The 16,204-nt window shown below is 65.6% G+C and carries 14 protein-coding genes and 1 tRNA gene; 14 read left to right on the top strand and 1 reads right to left on the bottom strand.

Translation table 11 applies throughout. The features are described from left to right. Genes MO486_RS05160 through MO486_RS05150 form a run of 3 tightly spaced genes read left to right on the top strand, consistent with a single transcriptional unit; the run spans position 1 to position 5,041 of the window. Positions 1 to 2,097, top strand: a complete 2,097-nt coding sequence (locus MO486_RS05160) for a phage tail protein (protein WP_242905064.1) — start codon at positions 1 to 3, stop codon at positions 2,095 to 2,097. A 10-nt stretch (positions 2,098 to 2,107) separates the two neighbouring features. Then, positions 2,108 to 4,267 (top strand): YncE family protein, encoded by a 2,160-nt coding sequence (locus tag MO486_RS05155; protein WP_242905063.1) that lies wholly within the window; start codon positions 2,108 to 2,110, stop codon positions 4,265 to 4,267. 15 nt (positions 4,268 to 4,282) lie between these two features. Continuing rightward, positions 4,283 to 5,041 (top strand): hypothetical protein, encoded by a 759-nt coding sequence (locus tag MO486_RS05150; RefSeq protein ID WP_242905062.1) that lies wholly within the window; start codon positions 4,283 to 4,285, stop codon positions 5,039 to 5,041. 78 nt (positions 5,042 to 5,119) lie between these two features. Here the strand turns inward: MO486_RS05150 and MO486_RS05145 are convergent. After that, positions 5,120 to 5,196: transfer RNA gene (locus tag MO486_RS05145), tRNA-Pro, on the bottom strand. A gap of 152 nt (positions 5,197 to 5,348) precedes the next feature. Between MO486_RS05145 and hisS the strand changes: the two genes are divergently transcribed. The 11 genes from hisS (at position 5,349) to hisIE (ending at position 16,158) form a co-directional block, all read left to right on the top strand. Then, positions 5,349 to 6,746 carry a histidine--tRNA ligase gene (hisS, locus tag MO486_RS05140; protein WP_242905061.1) on the top strand — a complete coding sequence of 466 codons (1,398 nt, stop codon included), beginning with the start codon at positions 5,349 to 5,351 and terminating at the stop codon, positions 6,744 to 6,746. After that, positions 6,746 to 8,638 carry an aromatic amino acid ammonia-lyase gene (locus tag MO486_RS05135; RefSeq protein ID WP_242905060.1) on the top strand — a complete coding sequence of 631 codons (1,893 nt, stop codon included), beginning with the start codon at positions 6,746 to 6,748 and terminating at the stop codon, positions 8,636 to 8,638. The genes hisS and MO486_RS05135 overlap by 1 nt, the downstream gene beginning before the upstream one ends. Positions 8,639 to 8,738: 100 nt before the next feature. Beyond that, positions 8,739 to 9,062, top strand: a complete 324-nt coding sequence (locus MO486_RS05130) for a YerC/YecD family TrpR-related protein (RefSeq protein ID WP_242905059.1) — start codon at positions 8,739 to 8,741, stop codon at positions 9,060 to 9,062. Between the two features lie 9 nt (positions 9,063 to 9,071). Continuing rightward, on the top strand, positions 9,072 to 9,986 hold the full coding sequence (gene hisG / locus MO486_RS05125) for an ATP phosphoribosyltransferase (protein ID WP_242905058.1): 915 nt from the start codon (positions 9,072 to 9,074) through the stop codon (positions 9,984 to 9,986). A 14-nt stretch (positions 9,987 to 10,000) separates the two neighbouring features. Beyond that, positions 10,001 to 11,305, top strand: coding sequence for a histidinol dehydrogenase (hisD, locus tag MO486_RS05120; protein ID WP_242905347.1), 1,305 nt, complete (start codon positions 10,001 to 10,003; stop codon positions 11,303 to 11,305). After that, complete coding sequence (hisC, locus tag MO486_RS05115; RefSeq protein ID WP_242905057.1) at positions 11,302 to 12,384, top strand: histidinol-phosphate transaminase; 1,083 nt, start codon at positions 11,302 to 11,304, stop codon at positions 12,382 to 12,384. Before hisD ends, hisC begins: the two co-directional genes overlap by 4 nt. Further along, positions 12,381 to 13,466, top strand: coding sequence for a bifunctional histidinol-phosphatase/imidazoleglycerol-phosphate dehydratase HisB (gene hisB, locus MO486_RS05110; protein ID WP_242905056.1), 1,086 nt, complete (start codon positions 12,381 to 12,383; stop codon positions 13,464 to 13,466). Before hisC ends, hisB begins: the two co-directional genes overlap by 4 nt. After that, entirely contained in the window at positions 13,463 to 14,065 is a 603-nt protein-coding gene (hisH, locus tag MO486_RS05105) for an imidazole glycerol phosphate synthase subunit HisH (RefSeq protein ID WP_242905055.1), read from the top strand. Before hisB ends, hisH begins: the two co-directional genes overlap by 4 nt. Then, a complete protein-coding gene (locus MO486_RS05100; RefSeq protein WP_242905054.1) occupies positions 14,062 to 14,796 on the top strand; it encodes a 1-(5-phosphoribosyl)-5-[(5-phosphoribosylamino)methylideneamino] imidazole-4-carboxamide isomerase in 735 nt (244 codons plus the stop codon). The genes hisH and MO486_RS05100 overlap by 4 nt, the downstream gene beginning before the upstream one ends. Continuing rightward, entirely contained in the window at positions 14,790 to 15,566 is a 777-nt protein-coding gene (gene hisF / locus MO486_RS05095) for an imidazole glycerol phosphate synthase subunit HisF (RefSeq protein ID WP_242905046.1), read from the top strand. The genes MO486_RS05100 and hisF overlap by 7 nt, the downstream gene beginning before the upstream one ends. Beyond that, positions 15,556 to 16,158: a bifunctional phosphoribosyl-AMP cyclohydrolase/phosphoribosyl-ATP diphosphatase HisIE gene (gene hisIE / locus MO486_RS05090; RefSeq protein ID WP_242905041.1), complete on the top strand. Its 603-nt coding sequence runs from the start codon at positions 15,556 to 15,558 to the stop codon at positions 16,156 to 16,158. Before hisF ends, hisIE begins: the two co-directional genes overlap by 11 nt. The last annotated feature ends 46 nt before the right edge of the window (positions 16,159 to 16,204 follow it).

Here is a 16,204-nt window from a genome sequence, read left to right as displayed (position 1 = left end):
ATGTATCCGACCCGGCATGCCTTGCTGCGCGACCGCCGCTCCTGGCAAGCGGCGTTGACCGCGCTGGTCGCCGATGACGATGGCGTGCTGACGTTGCAACCCCTGCCGCAAACGCCCACGCCGGTGGTCCTGCCACCGCCGTACGAAGTCGACGCTTCGGGCCTCGCTATCGCGCCCTGCCTGGGCTTGTTCGTTGCCGACACCGCGCACGGGCGCGTGATTTTCCGTGACGACTTCTGTTGCGATCGGGCCGTGGTCGCGCCCGTCGTCTACGACTGCGCGGATGGCCTGGGTTTCGAAGGTCCGCGCGGCCTTGCCTATGGATCGCATGGGCTCGCGGTGGCCGACAGTGGCCACGCGAGGATGCTGATGTATCGCGTGGAGACGCTCACTCTGCTGCGCGATCTCCATGGTCCTTTCACCGAGCCGCGCGGGGTCGCCATCGACACGCAAGGCCGCCTGTACGTGCTCGATCACGGCACCAAGCGCATTTACCGCCTGCACGCCGACGGCGCGCCCGACACGGATTATGGCGATGCGCTGTCGGCGCAGTTGCAATTGCCTGTGTTCCTGGCGCTCGGCAACGATGGCGTGTTGTGGGTCAGCGACGCCAGCAATGACACCGTCCAGCGGTTCGCCGAAGACGGCACTGCAGGGCCGGCGTTGCCGGCACCGGAAACGGGTTGGAAACCACGGGCCTTGGCCATCAACGGCACACGCGCCTATGTGGCAGATGCGCACAGCGGCTCGATCTTCGCTTTCGAGGGCGATATCTCGCTCGGCCGGTTGCCGGGTTATCGCGGACCGGTGACTGCATTGGCGATCGGCGACGACGGCGCGCTCTACATCAAGCCGGGCATGGACGATCAAGTGATCGTCGCCTGCGCGAATGCGGGCGTGGCGGCCGCGGGCGAATTGCTCGCCGGCCCGCTGGACGCCGGCGAGCGCAGCGATTGGGAACGTGCGGCGCTGGATGTCGTCGTCCCTGGAACCGCGCGCATCGAATTTTCGGTGTTTTTCTCCGACACGGCAGTGCCACCACCGGCTGCCAACGAGTGGCTCACCGCCCCGGCGAACGATGTCCTGCTGGCGACCCTGGCCAGCAATGCGATGCCTGGACCCGGCCAGCGTCGTTTCCTATGGTTGCGCGCGCGTTTGTACGCCGGGTCGAAGGGTGAAGGACCGTCGCTGAAGCAGGTGCAGGCGGCGACCGCCGACGAGGATTACCGGCAATGGTTGCCGTCGGTTTACGCCGAGCAGGACGCCGACACCGTGCTGATGCGATTGCTGGCATTGGCGCGCAGCGAGATGGGCGACGCCGAAACGATCATCGCCGACCTGCCGCGCCTGGCTGCGCCCGACTTCGTTCCCATCGCAGCGTTGCCGTGGCTTGCCGATTGGCTGGCTTTCGACGTACCCGGCGATCTCCCGTCGCAAGCGCGCCGCGACGTGCTGGCACGCGCTTACGACTACGCACGCAAGCGCGGCACGGTCGCTGGGTTGCTGGCCTTCGTGCATCTGCACACCGGCTTGCGTCCGCGCCTGGTCGAGTGGCACGCGTTGCGCCGCATCTGGCGGCTCGGCAATGAATCGGCACTGGGGTTCGATACCGCACTGCCATCGGCGTCCGCCGACGGGATGTCGGTACCGGACCCGACGATCCTCAAACGCACCGATCCGGCATGGGGATGCAAGGCGCCGGAGCGGATCGTGGTCGGCCACAGCATCGTCGGCACGGATCGTCCAATGCCGCGCGCCGACCTGGGGTCGGTGCTGTTCGACGACCATGCGCATCGCATCACGATCCTGGTGCCGCCTGGTCAGGCCGACGACCCCAACCTGCGTGCCCGCCTGCATGAAGTCGTCGAAGCGGAAAAACCGGCGCATGTCGGCTGCGAGATCTGTTTCCTGGAACCCGAGATGCGCATCGGCATGGCTGCACGCATCGGCGTGGATGCCGTGATCGCGGGTGAAGGCGAACCGCTGCGCTTGTCAGAAAGCAACCTCGGCCACGACGCACATTTAGGCGGTACGCCGCCGCCCACAGGCACCGTCGGGCAACACGCCCGCATCGGTCGCGGAATAGTCCTCGGATAGGAGCATGTCCATGAGCTGCTGTGAATCCAATTCCCATCACGCCAACGCAGCCGGCAAGCTGCAGGCGCCGAAGCGCAACCATTACTACTTCAGCAAGATGATGGACGTGCTGCAGTTCGACATGGAGCAGACCTACGGCATGCAGCATCGGATGCTGACCAACCGCCTCGCCGTCGGCACCGGCGTGCTGTGCGGGCTCGGTGTCGAGGTCGACGACAAACTGCTGTGCGTGAATGCGGGCGTCGCGTTCGACCACGTTGGCCACCAGGTGATCGTGCCGGGTCGCTATTGCATCGATCCGTGGCATGTCCCGGGCGAATGCGGCAAGCCGCACGAGGACCGCGCGCGCGACAAGGCGCACAAGGTCACGTTGTGCCTGGGGTATCACGAATGCCTTGCCGACTATGCGCCGGTCATGGTCACCGACTGTCGTAACGAGCAGGCGTGCGAAGCGGGCAGTGTGGTCGAGTCGTTCAAGCTCTGGGTGCGCGATGGCTGGCCCGATCCGCGCGCGGACTTCTGCGAAGCCCTGAACGAGCAGGGGGCCAGCTACGAAGTGATTGCCACGATCGACACCGGGGGCGCGCCGCGGATGGTCGCCGTCGCTGGCAACGGCAAACGCGCCGTCGTGTTGAACGACGTCAGCAAGCCGGTGATCCAGGTAATTGATCTGGCCAGCAACAGTGTCATCCAGGAATTCCCCGGCAAGTTGTCGGCGCCGCTTGGTGGCGTGTCGGTCGCGCCGGATGGCGGCCATGCGCTGGTGACGCATGCCAAGGGCGTCGTCGTCGTCGATTTGCAAAGCGACCCGCCCGCCATCGTCGATGCATTCAACACGCAGAAAAACTATGGCCGTTGCGTGGCGACGCACGCCGGTGCACGCCTTTACGCGATCGCCGGCGACAAAGTCCATCGCATCGATATCGCCAGCAAGACCGAAAAGCCAATCCTGTCAGGGCACAAGCCCGATGACCTGGCCGTGTCGTCGGATAACGCGAGCCTTTTCGTATCCGATGCCAGCAACAAGAACATGATCCTGGTCGAGACCGCCGGCGACACGGAGGTCTGGAAAAAACCATTGGCTGCACCAGGCGATGCCTTGGCCGCCACCGGCGCCGCCGGCGATACCACGGCCTGGTCGATCACCGCCAACCAGATCCGCCGTTTCGATAGCAGCGGCGCGGCACAGGATTCAACGGTGACGCTGGCGCCGATCGATGCCGCCTTCAGCAGCGATGGCCGCCACAACTACATTGTCCATAAAGCAGGCAGTGCATCCAGCGAGGTGGTGATTCTCGATGGCGCCGATACCAAGGAAGTCGCGCGCGTGGCGCTGGACGCCGGGTCGACGGCGATCGCCACCGTACCGAAGCGTGCGCGTGCCGTCATCACCCATGCCGATGCAGGCAAGGTCAGCGTGATCGACGCGATCGACTTGCGCACGCGCTTGTGCCGGATGCTGTCCGGTCCCTGTCCCGCACCGGACGAGAAGCCGTGCATCGTGCTGGCAACGGTGGAACTGTCGGCGGATGGCACGATCGGCAAGGTCGATGCCTGCAGTTTCCGTACGCGCCTGCTCAGCAACGAACTGCTGTTGGAATTGATCCTGTGCCTGGCCGAACGCCAGGATGCGTGCTGCGGGGGAGTCGCGGTCAAGCAGCCCGAGCCGCCACCGCCGCCTCCGGTGGAGGAAGCCTTGATGAAGGTGGCGCGGGTCGAGTTCCTGCGCGCCGATGGTCAGGTGGCCAAGGTGCTGTCGGATCCCAGCGACCCCGTGCAGCTATCCGCACGCACCCGCGTTACGGCGATCCGCTTCCATTTCACCCAGCCCGTTGATGCGGCCACGGTGATCTCGCCGGGTTTCAACGACGATCCCGCCAAGTTCAGCCTGCTGGTGCGGGGTGGGAACAGCCCGCTGCCCAGCGGCATCATCCCCGGCGCGACCACACCGGACGGCACGCACGCGATGTTGTTCACCGTGCACCCGGAAATCGGCGCGTTCGGTCGCGGCGATTACAAGGTCGTGCTGTTCGGCGATAAAGACACCGCGGGCCAGCGTCCTGCCGCGGCCGGCATCGACGGCAGGCGCCTCGATGGCGAACCACTGGGCCTGCCTTCCGGCAACAACAGCGAGGGCGGGAACTTCAAATTCGCCTTCATCGTCGGCTAAAGAGAGGAAACCATCATGTCCGCTCATTGCAAATCCGCACTCCAGACGCTCGAACGCGTGCGCTATTTCCCGCGGCAATTGATCACTGCCGATGACATGACGCTGGAGCAGGAGTACTTCCGCCAGAAAATGCGGCGCCACAATCGATTCCTGCACGGCTGGGGCGTGGTGTGCGGTGGAATCGTGGAACCCGCGCCGGACGCCGAGCACCCGTGGCAAGTGCGGTTGTGTCCGAGTTTCGTGGTGGCGCCGCAAGGCGACGACATCCCGGTGCCGGAGCCGGTGCTGTACGACCTGGCGACCGGAATCTGCGACCGCGAACCCTGCCAGCCATGGCCGTGTCCTCCGTCGGCGAGTGCGGCTGGTGCTCGTGGACGACAAGAGCCGATCTACCTGGCGATCCGTCACGCCGAATGCGATTCGCGGCCTGTGCGCGTGCATCCACTGGGGTGCGGTTGCGACGAGTCGCTCTGCGAGTACTCGCGCATTCGCGACGACTTCGAGTTGAAGGTGTTGTGCGAGCTGCCGAAGTCGCATGTCGAGGCCGCTGCCGCCGATGGCAAGTGGGCGGGGCAACTGCAGGACTGGGGACGCGAGGGGCCGCCACCCGTGCCCGCCTGCCCAGGTTGCCCGGACGAGCCCTGGGTGGTCCTGGCACGCATCCGCCTGCCCAAAGAGGCAGGGCAGCCGATCACCGCCGGCATGATCGATTACTTCGGGCGTCGCGTGCTGTACAGCGCGAATGCGCTACGGGTAATGATGCTGTCGCTGTAGCAGGCGTTATGCGATGCGCTTGCTGCTGACTTACGAAAAAGCCGGCACACGGCCGGCTTTTCCAAACACCTGATTGATTGGTCGGGGAGACAGGATTCGAACCTGCGACCTCTACGTCCCGAACGTAGCGCTCTACCAGACTGAGCTACACCCCGACTGAGCCGCGCATTGTAGGGAAGCGGTGGGGTACGGGCAAGGGGCAGGGGACCGGAAAGCCGCCGAAAACGGTAAACTTCGGGGCTGTTTCAGGGCCTGGCGGCTATCCGCGTGGGCACTGCGCACGCCACCGCCTTTCCGGAGTTCGATCTTGATCAAGCCCCGCACGCCGCCCGGGGTCATGGAGCTACTGCCCCGTGACCAGATCGCGTTCCAGCGCATGCTCGACGTAATTCGTCGCAACTATGAGCGCTTCGGCTTCCTGCCGGTGGAAACGCCGGTATTCGAGTTGTCGGAGATCTTGCTGACCAAGTCCGGTGGCGAGACCGAGCGCCAAGTGTATTTCGCCCAGTCCACCGGTGCCCTGGAACAATTTCATAAAAGCGGAGCTTCGGAAGGCACACCGGAACTGGCTTTGCGCTTCGACCTGACCGTGCCGCTGGCACGCTACGTTGCCGAGCACGAGCACGAACTCGCATTCCCGTTCCGTCGCTACCAGATGCAGCGCGTGTACCGCGGCGAGCGTGCCCAGCGCGGCCGCTTCCGCGAGTTCTACCAGTGCGACATCGATGTGATCGGCAAGGACGCGTTGTCGATCCGCCATGACGCCGAGATTCCGGCGGTGATCTACGCCGTGTTCAGGGAGCTCGACATCGGCCCGTTCACGATCCAGCTCAATAACCGCAAGCTGCTGCGCGGCTTCTTCGAAGCGCTGGGCGTGGCCGACGGCGCGCTGCAGGCGCTGGTGCTGCGCGAGGTCGACAAGCTCGACAAGCGTGGCGAAGACCATGTGTCCGCAACGTTGATGGGCGAGGGCTTCGGCCTGACCGCCGACACGGTGACGGCGATCCTCGCCATGGCGAAGGTGCGCTCGACATCGCATGCCAACGCGCTCGAGATGCTCGACCAGCTCGGCGTTGGCGACAACGAATCACTGCGCGATGGCATCGCGGAGTTGCGCGAAGTGCTGGAGCTGGTGCGTGCGCTCGGCGTGCCGGAGACGCATTACGCGTTGAACTTCTCGATCGCGCGCGGACTGGACTACTACACCGGCACCGTCTACGAGACCACGCTCAACGATTATCCGCAGATCGGCTCGATCTGCTCCGGCGGACGCTACGACGATCTCGCCAGCCATTACACAAAATCGAAATTGCCTGGTGTCGGCATCTCGATCGGGTTGACACGTTTGTTCTGGCAGCTGCGCGAGGCCGGCATCGTCTCCAGCGCCGAGAGTTCCGTGCAGGTGCTGGTGGCGTTGATGGATGAGGCGCGGTTGACGGATTCGCTGGCCCTGGCGCGGCAGCTGCGCGCGGCCGGCATCGCGACGGAAGTACAGCTGGAAGCGAAGAAGATCGGCCGGCAGTTCCAGTACGCCGATCGTGCCGGCATCCGCTTCGTGGTGCTGGTGGGCGAAGACGAAGCCGCACGCGGCGTGGTCGCGGTGAAGGACTTGCGTCGCGAAGCGCAGTTCGAGCTGCCCCGCGACGAACTGGCCGGCGCGTTGCGCGTTGAACTGGAACAACAGCGCGTCATCGAGGGGCAGTGATGCAGGCAGTCAAGCTGGATGGACGTTCGCTCACGCGGACGCAGTTGGTGGCGGTGGCGCAGGGCGCCAGCGTCGAACTCGACCAGTCGCAGTTGGGCGCGGTGCGCCGCGCCGCCGATTTCCTCGCCGAGCAGGTCCGCCGCGAGGAGCCGATGTACGGCGTCAATACCGGTTTCGGCAGCAACGCCGACAAGCTCCTTGGCGCACATCGTCCGCGCAGCACGTTGCCAGGTGCCGCACCAGAAACCGAATCGCTGCATGAAGAATTGCAGCGAAACCTGATCGTCACGCACGCGGTGTGCGTCGGCGAACCGTTCGCACCGGACGTGGTACGGGCGATGCTGGTGATCCGCATCAATACGCTGATGCGCGGCCATTCCGGCATTCGCGTGGAAACCCTGCAGGCGCTCGTCGCCATGCTCAACGCCGGCGTAGTGCCGGTGCTGCCGAAGCTCGGCTCGGTCGGTGCGAGTGGCGATCTTGCGCCGCTCTCGCATCTGGCGATCGTGCTGCTTGGTGGGGGCGAAGCCTTTTATCGTGGCGAACGCCTGCCTGGTGCCGAAGCGCTGAAGCGCGCCGGCCTCGCGCCGGTCACGCTGTCGCACAAGGAAGGCCTGGCGCTCAACAACGGCACGGCCCAGATGCTGGCCACCGGCGTGCTTGCGATCGAGCGCCTGGCCGACCTGATCGACACCGCGGACCTCGCGGCGGCAATGACGATCGATGCTTTCGCCGGTCGCCTCGGAGCCTTCCGTGAGGATGTGCACGCGTTGCGTCCGCATCCTGGCCAGGTGGAAGCCGCAGCGCACCTGCGCCAACTGCTCGCGGGTTCCACGCTCGCCGATATTCCATATCACCTCGTGCCGCGTTTCCGTTCCTGGCAACCGTCGAGCTGGGACACTCCGGAAGCGCAGGCGCTGCGCTTCGATATCGGCTGGGACTGGGTGCCGTTCAACCAGCGCCACGGCCGCGAGAAGTTCTACACCCGCTTCCGACCGTTCCGTGGTGGCAAGAAACACCAGCCGCAGGACAGCTATTCGCTGCGCTGCGTGCCGCAGGTGCACGGGGCGGTGCGCGATGCACTGGAGCAGGCGCGACGCGTGCTGGACGTCGAGCTCAATGCACTCACCGACAATCCGATCATCTTCCCCGACATGCCGAACGCGGCCTTTGTCGAGGACCAGATCGTGTCGGCGGGCCACTTCCACGGCATGCCGCTGGCGCTGGCAATGAGCTACGTGAAGGCCGCGATCCCAGTGCTTGCATCGATCTCCGAACGCCGTCTCAACAAGCTCGTCGATCCGGCGACGAACGACGGCTTGCCGGCGTTCCTGATCGGCAACGAGGACGGCACCGAATCCGGCCACATGATCGTGCAATACACCGCCGCGGCGATCGTCAATGACCTCGCCAGCCGCGCGATGCCGGCTTCGGTCTATTCGATCCCGACGAGCGCGAATGCCGAAGACCACGTATCGATGGGCGCGAACGAAGCACGCCACGTGCTCGACATGGTCGACGATCTCGGCAAGGTGCTGGGGCTGGAGCTGTACACCGCCGCACAGGCGCTGGACCTGCGCCGCGACATGATCAACGCCGCGCGCGCACTGGCCGCCCGTAGCGACGCCGCGGCCTTCGCCGCGAAAGTGCAGGGCGGACCGCTGCCCGACAGCGCAGACCGCCAGGGCTTCCTTGCTGAAGTCGAGGCCTTGCGCATCGAACTGGCGAGCTCGGAACCGTTCCATCCGGGTCGCGCCGTTGCCGCCGCGCATGCCGCGATCCGCGCTTCGATCCCGTATCTGGACCGGGATCGCGCGCTCGATGGCGAGGTCGCGACCGCCGTGGGCCTGGTTGCGGAAAACCGCGTCCTCGCGGCCGCCCGGGCCGCCTGATACCCGCTAGTCGTGCACCGTCGCCCTAACGAGGGGTTGACGGTGTCCCGTTTCATGCATTAATGTATTAATGCGCTAATACATTAATGCATGAAACCACATGAAACACCGCCCCCAGCCACTGCCGGATCGCGACGCCGAGGCCAATCTCAACGCCTTGGCGCAGGCGCTTGCGTCGCTGGCCAAGGCCGAGGACGTGCGCGCCTTCCTCGAGGACCTGTGCACGCCGGCCGAGCTCGAGGCGATGAGCGACCGCTGGAAGGTGGTGCCGCTGCTGCTGGAAGGCGTGCCGTACCGCGAGATCCACGACCGCACCCTGGTCAGTGTCACCACTATCGGCCGGGTCGCGCGCACGCTCGAACATGGCACGGGTGGCTACGCCGTCGCCGTGCGCCGCCAGCGCCGTCAAACCGCTTCCCACTGAGATTCCTGCATGAGCCCGACCGCCACCGCGGCGGTGCGTGACCGTCTGCGCATCGCCATCCAGAAAAGCGGACGATTGAGCGAACCCGCGCGCGCCTTGTTGGCTTCGTGTGGGTTGAGCTGGCGCGAGAGCCGCGATCGTCTGTTCTGCTACGGCGAATCGCTGCCGGTCGACCTGCTGCTGGTGCGCGACGACGACATTCCCGGGCTGATCGCCGATGGCGTGTGCGACCTTGGCATCGTCGGGCGCAATGTCTTGCAGGAACAGGTCGGGGAGCGTGCTGCCAGCGCGCAGCCCGCCGTCCACCGCGAATGGCGCGCGCTCGGTTTTGGCGGCTGCCGGTTGGCGTTGGCGGTGCCGGAAGACTGGAAGTGGGATGGCCCCGCGCAACTAACCGGCAAGCGCATTGCCACAAGCTATCCGGCGCTGCTGTCGCAATGGTTGGCCCAGCAGGGCGTGAACGCAGAGGTCGTGACCTTGTCCGGTTCAGTCGAGATCGCGCCGCGGCTGGGGAAGGCGGAAGCCATTTGCGATCTCGTTTCCAGCGGCGCCACGTTGACTGCCAATCACCTCAAGCCAGTGGAGACGTTGCTGGAGAGCGAAGCGGTGCTGGCCGGACCGGTGGTGCCATTCGGAGGCGTGCGTGCAGAGCTCGCCGCATTGCTGCTGCGTCGGCTCGATGGCGTGCTGCGACTGAAGGACAGCAAGTTGCTGCTGTTCCAGGCGGCGCGCGGCGCGGTGCCGGAATTGCTGAAGCTGCTGCCGGATGCGGAACCGCCGACAGTGACCATCATTGATGGCAGCGATCGCCTTGCACTCCAGGCGTTGTGCCACGGCGCCGTGACCTGGCAACGACTGGAGGACCTCAAGCGTGCGGGCGCCAATAGCCTGCTCGTGTTGCCGGTGGAGAGGATGCTGGCATGAACGAGCCCGGCCACATGCAGAGTTGGAACAGGCTCGACTGGGCGCAATTGGATGAGGCTGCCCGTCGCGCGGCATTGCGGCGGCCGGCACAGGTCGTGGCGGCGCAAACCTGCGCGGCGGTCACGGCGATCCTGGACGATGTCCGTGCGATGGGCGACATCACCTTGCGTGAACTGAGCCAACGGTTCGATGGCGTGGCATTGACGCGTTTCGAGGTACTAACAGAAGAATTCGACGCGACGGAGGCTGTAGTGCCGCTAGCGGTGCGCACGGCCATCGCCGATGCCGCGCAGCGCATCGAGCGCTACCACCGCGCCGGCATGGTGCAGCCGTATGCGGTCGACACCGCGGATGGCGTTCGCTGCGAGCGCATCCTGCGCCCGATCGGGCGCGTTGGCTTGTACGTGCCCGCGGGTAGTGCACCGCTGCCGTCGACTGCCTTGATGCTGGGTGTGCCGGCCCGTTTGGCGGGTTGTCGCGAAGTCGTGCTGTGCACGCCGCCACGCGCCGATGGCAGCGCCGATCCGGCCGTGCTCTACGCAGCACGGCTATGTGGCATCACCCGGGTGTTCAAACTCGGTGGCGCGCAGGCGATCGCCGCGATGGCTTATGGCACCGACAGCGTGCCCAAGTGCGACAAGCTGTTTGGACCCGGTAACGCGTTCGTCACCGAGGCGAAGCGCCAGGTGTCGACGCAGGCCGACGGTGCTGCCATTGACATGCCGGCGGGGCCATCGGAAGTGCTGGTGATCGCCGATGCCGGTGCCGATCCGGCGTTCGTCGCAGCCGACCTGTTGTCGCAGGCCGAGCATGGTCCGGATTCGCAGGTGTTGCTGCTGTCCAACGACGATGCGTTGCTCGATGCAGTGGAGCGCGAACTCGCTGTCCAACTGGATGTGTTGCCGCGCGCCGGGATTGCGCGCCAGGCACTGGCATCCTCGCGCGCGATCAAGGTCGGGACACTCGATGAAGCCTTCGCGATCAGCAACACCTATGCGCCCGAGCACCTCATCCTGGCGCTGCGGACGCCGCGGGGTTGGCTGGACAAGGTCGAAGCTGCCGGTTCGGTGTTCCTGGGTGATTGGGCACCGGAAGCGCTCGGCGACTACTGCAGCGGCACCAACCATGTGCTGCCTACCGGCGGCGCCGCGCGCGCCATCAGCGGCTTGAGCGTCGCCAGCTTCCAGAATGCAATCAGCGTGCAGGCGGTGGATCGCGTCGGCATCGAAAGCATCGGGCCGACCGCGGTCGCGATGGCGCGCGCGGAAGGGCTCGAAGCGCACGCGCGCGCAGTGACCATGCGGCTGGAGGCGATATGAACCAGCTGCAAGCATTGTTGCGCGAGGACCTGCGCGATTTCGCCGGTTATCGCTCGGCCCGCAGTGACGCGTTCGACGGCCTGGTCTGGCTCAACGCCAACGAATCGCCGTGGCCGAACTCCGTCGACAGTAGCGAAAGTGTGCGTCGCTATCCGGAGCCGCAGCCACAGACATTGCGTCACGAACTTGCCGCACTCTACGACTGCGCACCCGAGCAGACGCTGATCGGGCGCGGCAGCGACGAGGCGATCGATCTGCTAGTGCGTGCCTTCTGCACCCCGGGCCGCGATGCGGTGCTGGTGACGCCGCCGGTATTCGGCATGTACGCAGTGTGCGCGCGGTTGCAGGGCGCCAGGGTTCTCGAAGTGGCAGCGTGCGACGAACCAGGCGGGTGGCGCGTCGATCTCGATGCGGTGGCTGAATCCGCGCTTCGCGACGGTGCCAAGCTGGTGTTCCTGTGCTCGCCAGGCAATCCCACCGGCGAACTGCTGTCGTTGCCCGCGATCGCGGCACTCGCGCGCAAACTCGAAGGCCGCGCGCTGGTGGTGGTCGACGAAGCCTACGGCGACTACGCCGACGCGCCTTCCGCAATGACATTGCTGGCCGATCACGCGAACCTGGCCGTGCTGCGTACCTTGTCAAAGGCGCACGCGTTGGCTGCGGCGCGTATCGGCTGCCTGATCGCGAATGCGGAGCTGATCGCTCTGTTGCGCCGTTGCCAGGCGCCGTACCCAGTGCCCGAGCCGTGCGCGGCCCTGGCACTACGCGCGCTGTCGCCCAAGGCGCTCCTGCGCACCAGGGCGCACGTGCGCGAGACGTGCCAGGAACGTGAGCGTCTGCGCGTTGCACTGTCCAATCTGCCCGGCGTCCGCCGCGTGTATGGCGGGCATGGCAATTTCCTGCTGGTGCGCTTCGATGCCGCGGAACTGGTATTCCGGCGCCTGCTCGCCGCCGGTATCGTCGTACGCGACCTTCGGGCATGGGCACGACTCGACGATGCCTTGCGGATCACCGTCGGTACCCCCGCGCAGAACGATGGGGTGATCGCCGCGCTGTCCACGCTGGAAGCAGCGGCATGAATACGGCGCTCAGACCGATCCTGTTCGTCGATCGCGACGGCACCTTGATAGAGGAGCCGGCCGACTTCCAGATCGACCGCTACGAGAAGCTGCGCTTCGTTGCCGGGGTGATCCCGGCATTGCTGCGGCTGCGCGATGCCGGTTACGAGTTCGTGATGGTGACCAACCAGGACGGGCTCGGCTCGGATGGATTTCCGCAGGCGGACTTCGACGGCCCGCACCAGCTGATGATGCAGGTCTTCGAGAGCCAGGGAATCCGCTTCCGTGACGTGCTGATCGACGCCAGCCTGCCGGCCGACAACGCGCCCACGCGCAAACCCGGCATCGGCCTGGCACTGCCTTACCTACAGGATCGCGGCATCGATTGGACGCGTTCGGCGATGGTCGGCGACCGCGAGACCGATAACGCCTTCGCGCGCAATCTCGGCATCCGCGCATTCCAGCTGCGTACCGCGCAGTTCGGTGGCGAGTGGGACTGGGCTGGCATTGCGCACGCATTAGCTGACGTCCCGCGCACTGTCACCGTGCAGCGCAATACCCGGGAAACCCGCATCACGGTGACCGTAGACCTTGATCGTACAGCCGAGCCAAAGGTCGGCACCGGCCTGGGTTTCTTCGACCACATGCTAGAACAGCTCGGAAAACATGGTGGCTTCGCACTCGAGCTGCGCTGCGAAGGCGACCTGCACATCGACGAGCATCACACCATCGAAGATAGCGCGCTCGCGCTCGGCCAGGCGCTGCGCGAAGCGCTGGGCGACAAGCGCGGAATCGGACGTTATGGGTTCACCCTGCCGATGGACGAAACGTTGGCGAGCGCTGCGCTGGATTTTTCAGGTCGCCCCTATTTTGTCTTCGACGGGAGCTTCGCCCGGGAGCGCGTTGGCGATTTGCCGACCGAGCTGGTGCCGCATTTCTTCCGTTCGTTGTGCGAAAGCGCGGGCCTCAATCTCAACCTGAAGGTCGACGGCGACAACGATCATCACAAGATCGAAGCCTGCTTCAAGGTTGTCGCACGCGCGCTGCGTCAGGCGATCCGCCGCGAAGGCCACGAATTGCCGAGCACCAAGGGACTGTTATGAATCCGGTCGCCTTGATAGATGCCGGTGGTGCCAACCTCGGCTCGGTCCGTTATGCGCTCGAACGTCTCGGAGTGACGCCGCGGATCGTGCGCGACGCGGATGGCCTGCGCGACGCGCGACGAGTGATCCTGCCCGGCGTCGGCGCCGCCCCACCGGCGATGGCCTTGCTGCGCGAGCGCGGGCTCGTCGATGCCGTCCGCACGCTGGAGGTACCGCTGCTCGGCATCTGCCTTGGCATGCAGTTGCTGTTCGAAGCTTCGGACGAGGGCGACGTCGAATGCCTCGGCCTGTTGCCGGGGCGCGTGCAGAAGATGCAGGCGAGCGACGGCATCCGTGTGCCGCACATGGGCTGGAACGCACTTGAGCCAATGCGCACATCCACGCTTCTCGATGGCATTGCCACGGGCGCGCAGGCGTATTTCGTCCACGGCTACGCCGCGCCGGTCACCGAAGATTGCATCGCTGCGTGCACGCATGGGCAGCGCTTCGCCGCAGCCGTGCAGCGCGGCAGGATCTACGGCGCACAATTCCACCCGGAACGGTCGGCGGCAGTGGGTGCACACTTGCTCAGCAATTTCATGGCGGTATCCGCGAAATGAGTTTCACCATCTATCCGGCCATCGATGTGCGCTGCGGCCGCGTAGTGCGCCTGCACCAGGGCGACTATGCGCGTGAAACGCGCTACCCCGAAGATCCTTACGCGTTGGCGATGCGCTATGCGGATGCCGGCGCCAACTGGCTGCATCTGGTCGACCTGGATGCGGCGCGGGAAGGCGGTTACAAGCTGCAACCGTTGCTGCAGCGCATCGTCGAGGACGGACGCCTGCGCGTGCAGACAGGTGGCGGTATCCGCAGTGCGAGCGATGTGGAGGCACTGCTGGAGCTTGGCGCACACCGAGTGGTGGTCGGGTCGCTGGCGGTTGAACTGCGCGAACGCGTGGCCAGTTGGCTGGCCCGGTATGGTTGCGACCGTGTGACCGTCGCACTCGATGCGCGTTGTGGCACGGACGGCCGTTGGTGGCCTGCCACGCGAGGCTGGACCGGAACCGGGCAGGCGACCCTGGGCGAACTGGTCAGGTTCTACAGCCGCTCTGGGTTGCGCCACCTGTTGTGCACCGACATCGCGCGTGATGGCACGCTGGCCGGGCCGAATCTCGCACTGTACGCATTGCTGCGGGAATGGGCGCCGAAGATCGAGCTGCAGGCTTCCGGCGGTGCGCGCAACGTTGTCGATGTCGAAGCTGCGCGCGATGCTGGCTGTGCCGGCATCGTGCTCGGCAAGTCCCTGCTCGATGGCGAGCTGACGCTGGCGGAAGCGCTGGCATGCTGAGCCGTCGCATCATTCCCTGCCTCGACGTGCGCGATGGTCGCGTAGTGAAAGGCGTGCGTTTCCGCGACCACGTCGACATGGGCGATATCGTCGAATTGGCGCTCCGCTATCGCAACGCTGGCGCCGACGAGCTGGTGTTCTACGACATCACTGCCAGTCCGCAGGGACGCAGCGTCGACCGCGGCTGGGTCGAGCGCGTGGCGCGTGTGCTGGATATCCCGTTCTGTGTTGCCGGTGGCATCCGCAGCGTCGAGGATGCGCGCGGCGTACTCAACGCCGGGGCCGACAAGATTTCGATCAACACCCCTGCGCTCGAGCAGCCGGCACTGATCGGTGAAATCGCCGAAGCGTTCGGCGTGCAATGCGTGGTCATCGGCATCGATAGCCTGCGCGACGAGGACGGTGAATGGCGGGTGCGCAGCCACACGGGCGACCCGGACAAGACGAAGGCGCTATCACGGCGTACGCTGGATTGGGTGGTCGAAGCGCAACAACGCGGTGCCGGCGAGATCGTGTTGAACTGCATGGCTAGCGACGGCGTGCGTGATGGCTACGACTTGGCGCAGCTGCATGCGGTGCGCGCGGTCTGCGCCGTCCCCCTGGTTGCGTCTGGGGGTGCAGGCGCACCGGAGCACTTCGCCGCCGTGTTCCGCGAGGCCGATGTCGATGCCGCGCTTGCCGCCAGTGTGTTCCATTCCGGAGCGATCGCGATCCCGGAACTCAAGCGCTACCTGCAAGGGCAGGGCATCGAGGTGCGCGATGTTGATTGAACGGGTCGAAACATTGGCGTGGGACAAGCAGGGCGGCCTGTTGCCTGCAGTCGTGCAGGATGCCGACACCCTGCGCGTACTCATGCTTGGCTACATGGATCGTGCCGCGCTGCATGCGACGCTGGACAGCGGCCGCGTCACTTTCTTCAGCCGTAGCAAACAACGATTGTGGGTCAAGGGTGAAACCTCCGGGCATTACCTGGGCTTGGTGACGATCGAGGCCGACTGCGATGGCGATACCTTGCTGGTACAGGCGCGTCCGGCAGGGCCAACCTGCCACCTCGGCACGCAAAGTTGTTTTGCTACCGCGCCGGGTAACGTCCTGGTCGAGCTAGATGCGTTGATCGCCAGCCGCGAGCGCGAGCGTCCGGCCGACAGTTACACCACGCGATTGTTCGATGCCGGGGTGCGCGCCATCGCGCAGAAGGTGGGTGAGGAAGGCGTGGAGACCGCACTGGCGGCCGTGGTTCAGGATGATGCTGCGCTACTCGGCGAGGCTGCCGACCTGCTGTATCACCTTGCCGTCCTGCTGCGGGCGCGCGGATTATCACTGCCGCAGGTGAGCGCGGTGCTCGCAGCGCGGCAGCGTTGATTCCGGGTTTGTTGGCACTATCCGATGACCGTGCGGCGGGTTGAAA

It is taken from the genome of Lysobacter sp. CFH 32150 (assembly GCF_022758295.1).
GTDB lineage: Bacteria > Pseudomonadota > Gammaproteobacteria > Xanthomonadales > Xanthomonadaceae > CFH-32150.
This window is presented reverse-complemented; position numbering and strand designations above follow the sequence as displayed.

Coding starts and splice junctions, on each gene's coding strand:
- hisG (WP_242905058.1), top strand. CDS start 9,072: ATGAGCCCGACCGCCACCGCGGCGGTGCGTGACCGTCTGCGCATCGCC.
- MO486_RS05160 (WP_242905064.1), top strand. CDS start 1: ATGTATCCGACCCGGCATGCCTTGCTGCGCGACCGCCGCTCCTGGCAA.
- hisIE (WP_242905041.1), top strand. CDS start 15,556: ATGTTGATTGAACGGGTCGAAACATTGGCGTGGGACAAGCAGGGCGGC.
- MO486_RS05130 (WP_242905059.1), top strand. CDS start 8,739: ATGAAACACCGCCCCCAGCCACTGCCGGATCGCGACGCCGAGGCCAAT.
- hisD (WP_242905347.1), top strand. CDS start 10,001: ATGCAGAGTTGGAACAGGCTCGACTGGGCGCAATTGGATGAGGCTGCC.
- hisB (WP_242905056.1), top strand. CDS start 12,381: ATGAATACGGCGCTCAGACCGATCCTGTTCGTCGATCGCGACGGCACC.
- MO486_RS05150 (WP_242905062.1), top strand. CDS start 4,283: ATGTCCGCTCATTGCAAATCCGCACTCCAGACGCTCGAACGCGTGCGC.
- hisC (WP_242905057.1), top strand. CDS start 11,302: ATGAACCAGCTGCAAGCATTGTTGCGCGAGGACCTGCGCGATTTCGCC.
- MO486_RS05155 (WP_242905063.1), top strand. CDS start 2,108: ATGAGCTGCTGTGAATCCAATTCCCATCACGCCAACGCAGCCGGCAAG.
- MO486_RS05135 (WP_242905060.1), top strand. CDS start 6,746: ATGCAGGCAGTCAAGCTGGATGGACGTTCGCTCACGCGGACGCAGTTG.
- hisF (WP_242905046.1), top strand. CDS start 14,790: ATGCTGAGCCGTCGCATCATTCCCTGCCTCGACGTGCGCGATGGTCGC.
- MO486_RS05100 (WP_242905054.1), top strand. CDS start 14,062: ATGAGTTTCACCATCTATCCGGCCATCGATGTGCGCTGCGGCCGCGTA.
- hisH (WP_242905055.1), top strand. CDS start 13,463: ATGAATCCGGTCGCCTTGATAGATGCCGGTGGTGCCAACCTCGGCTCG.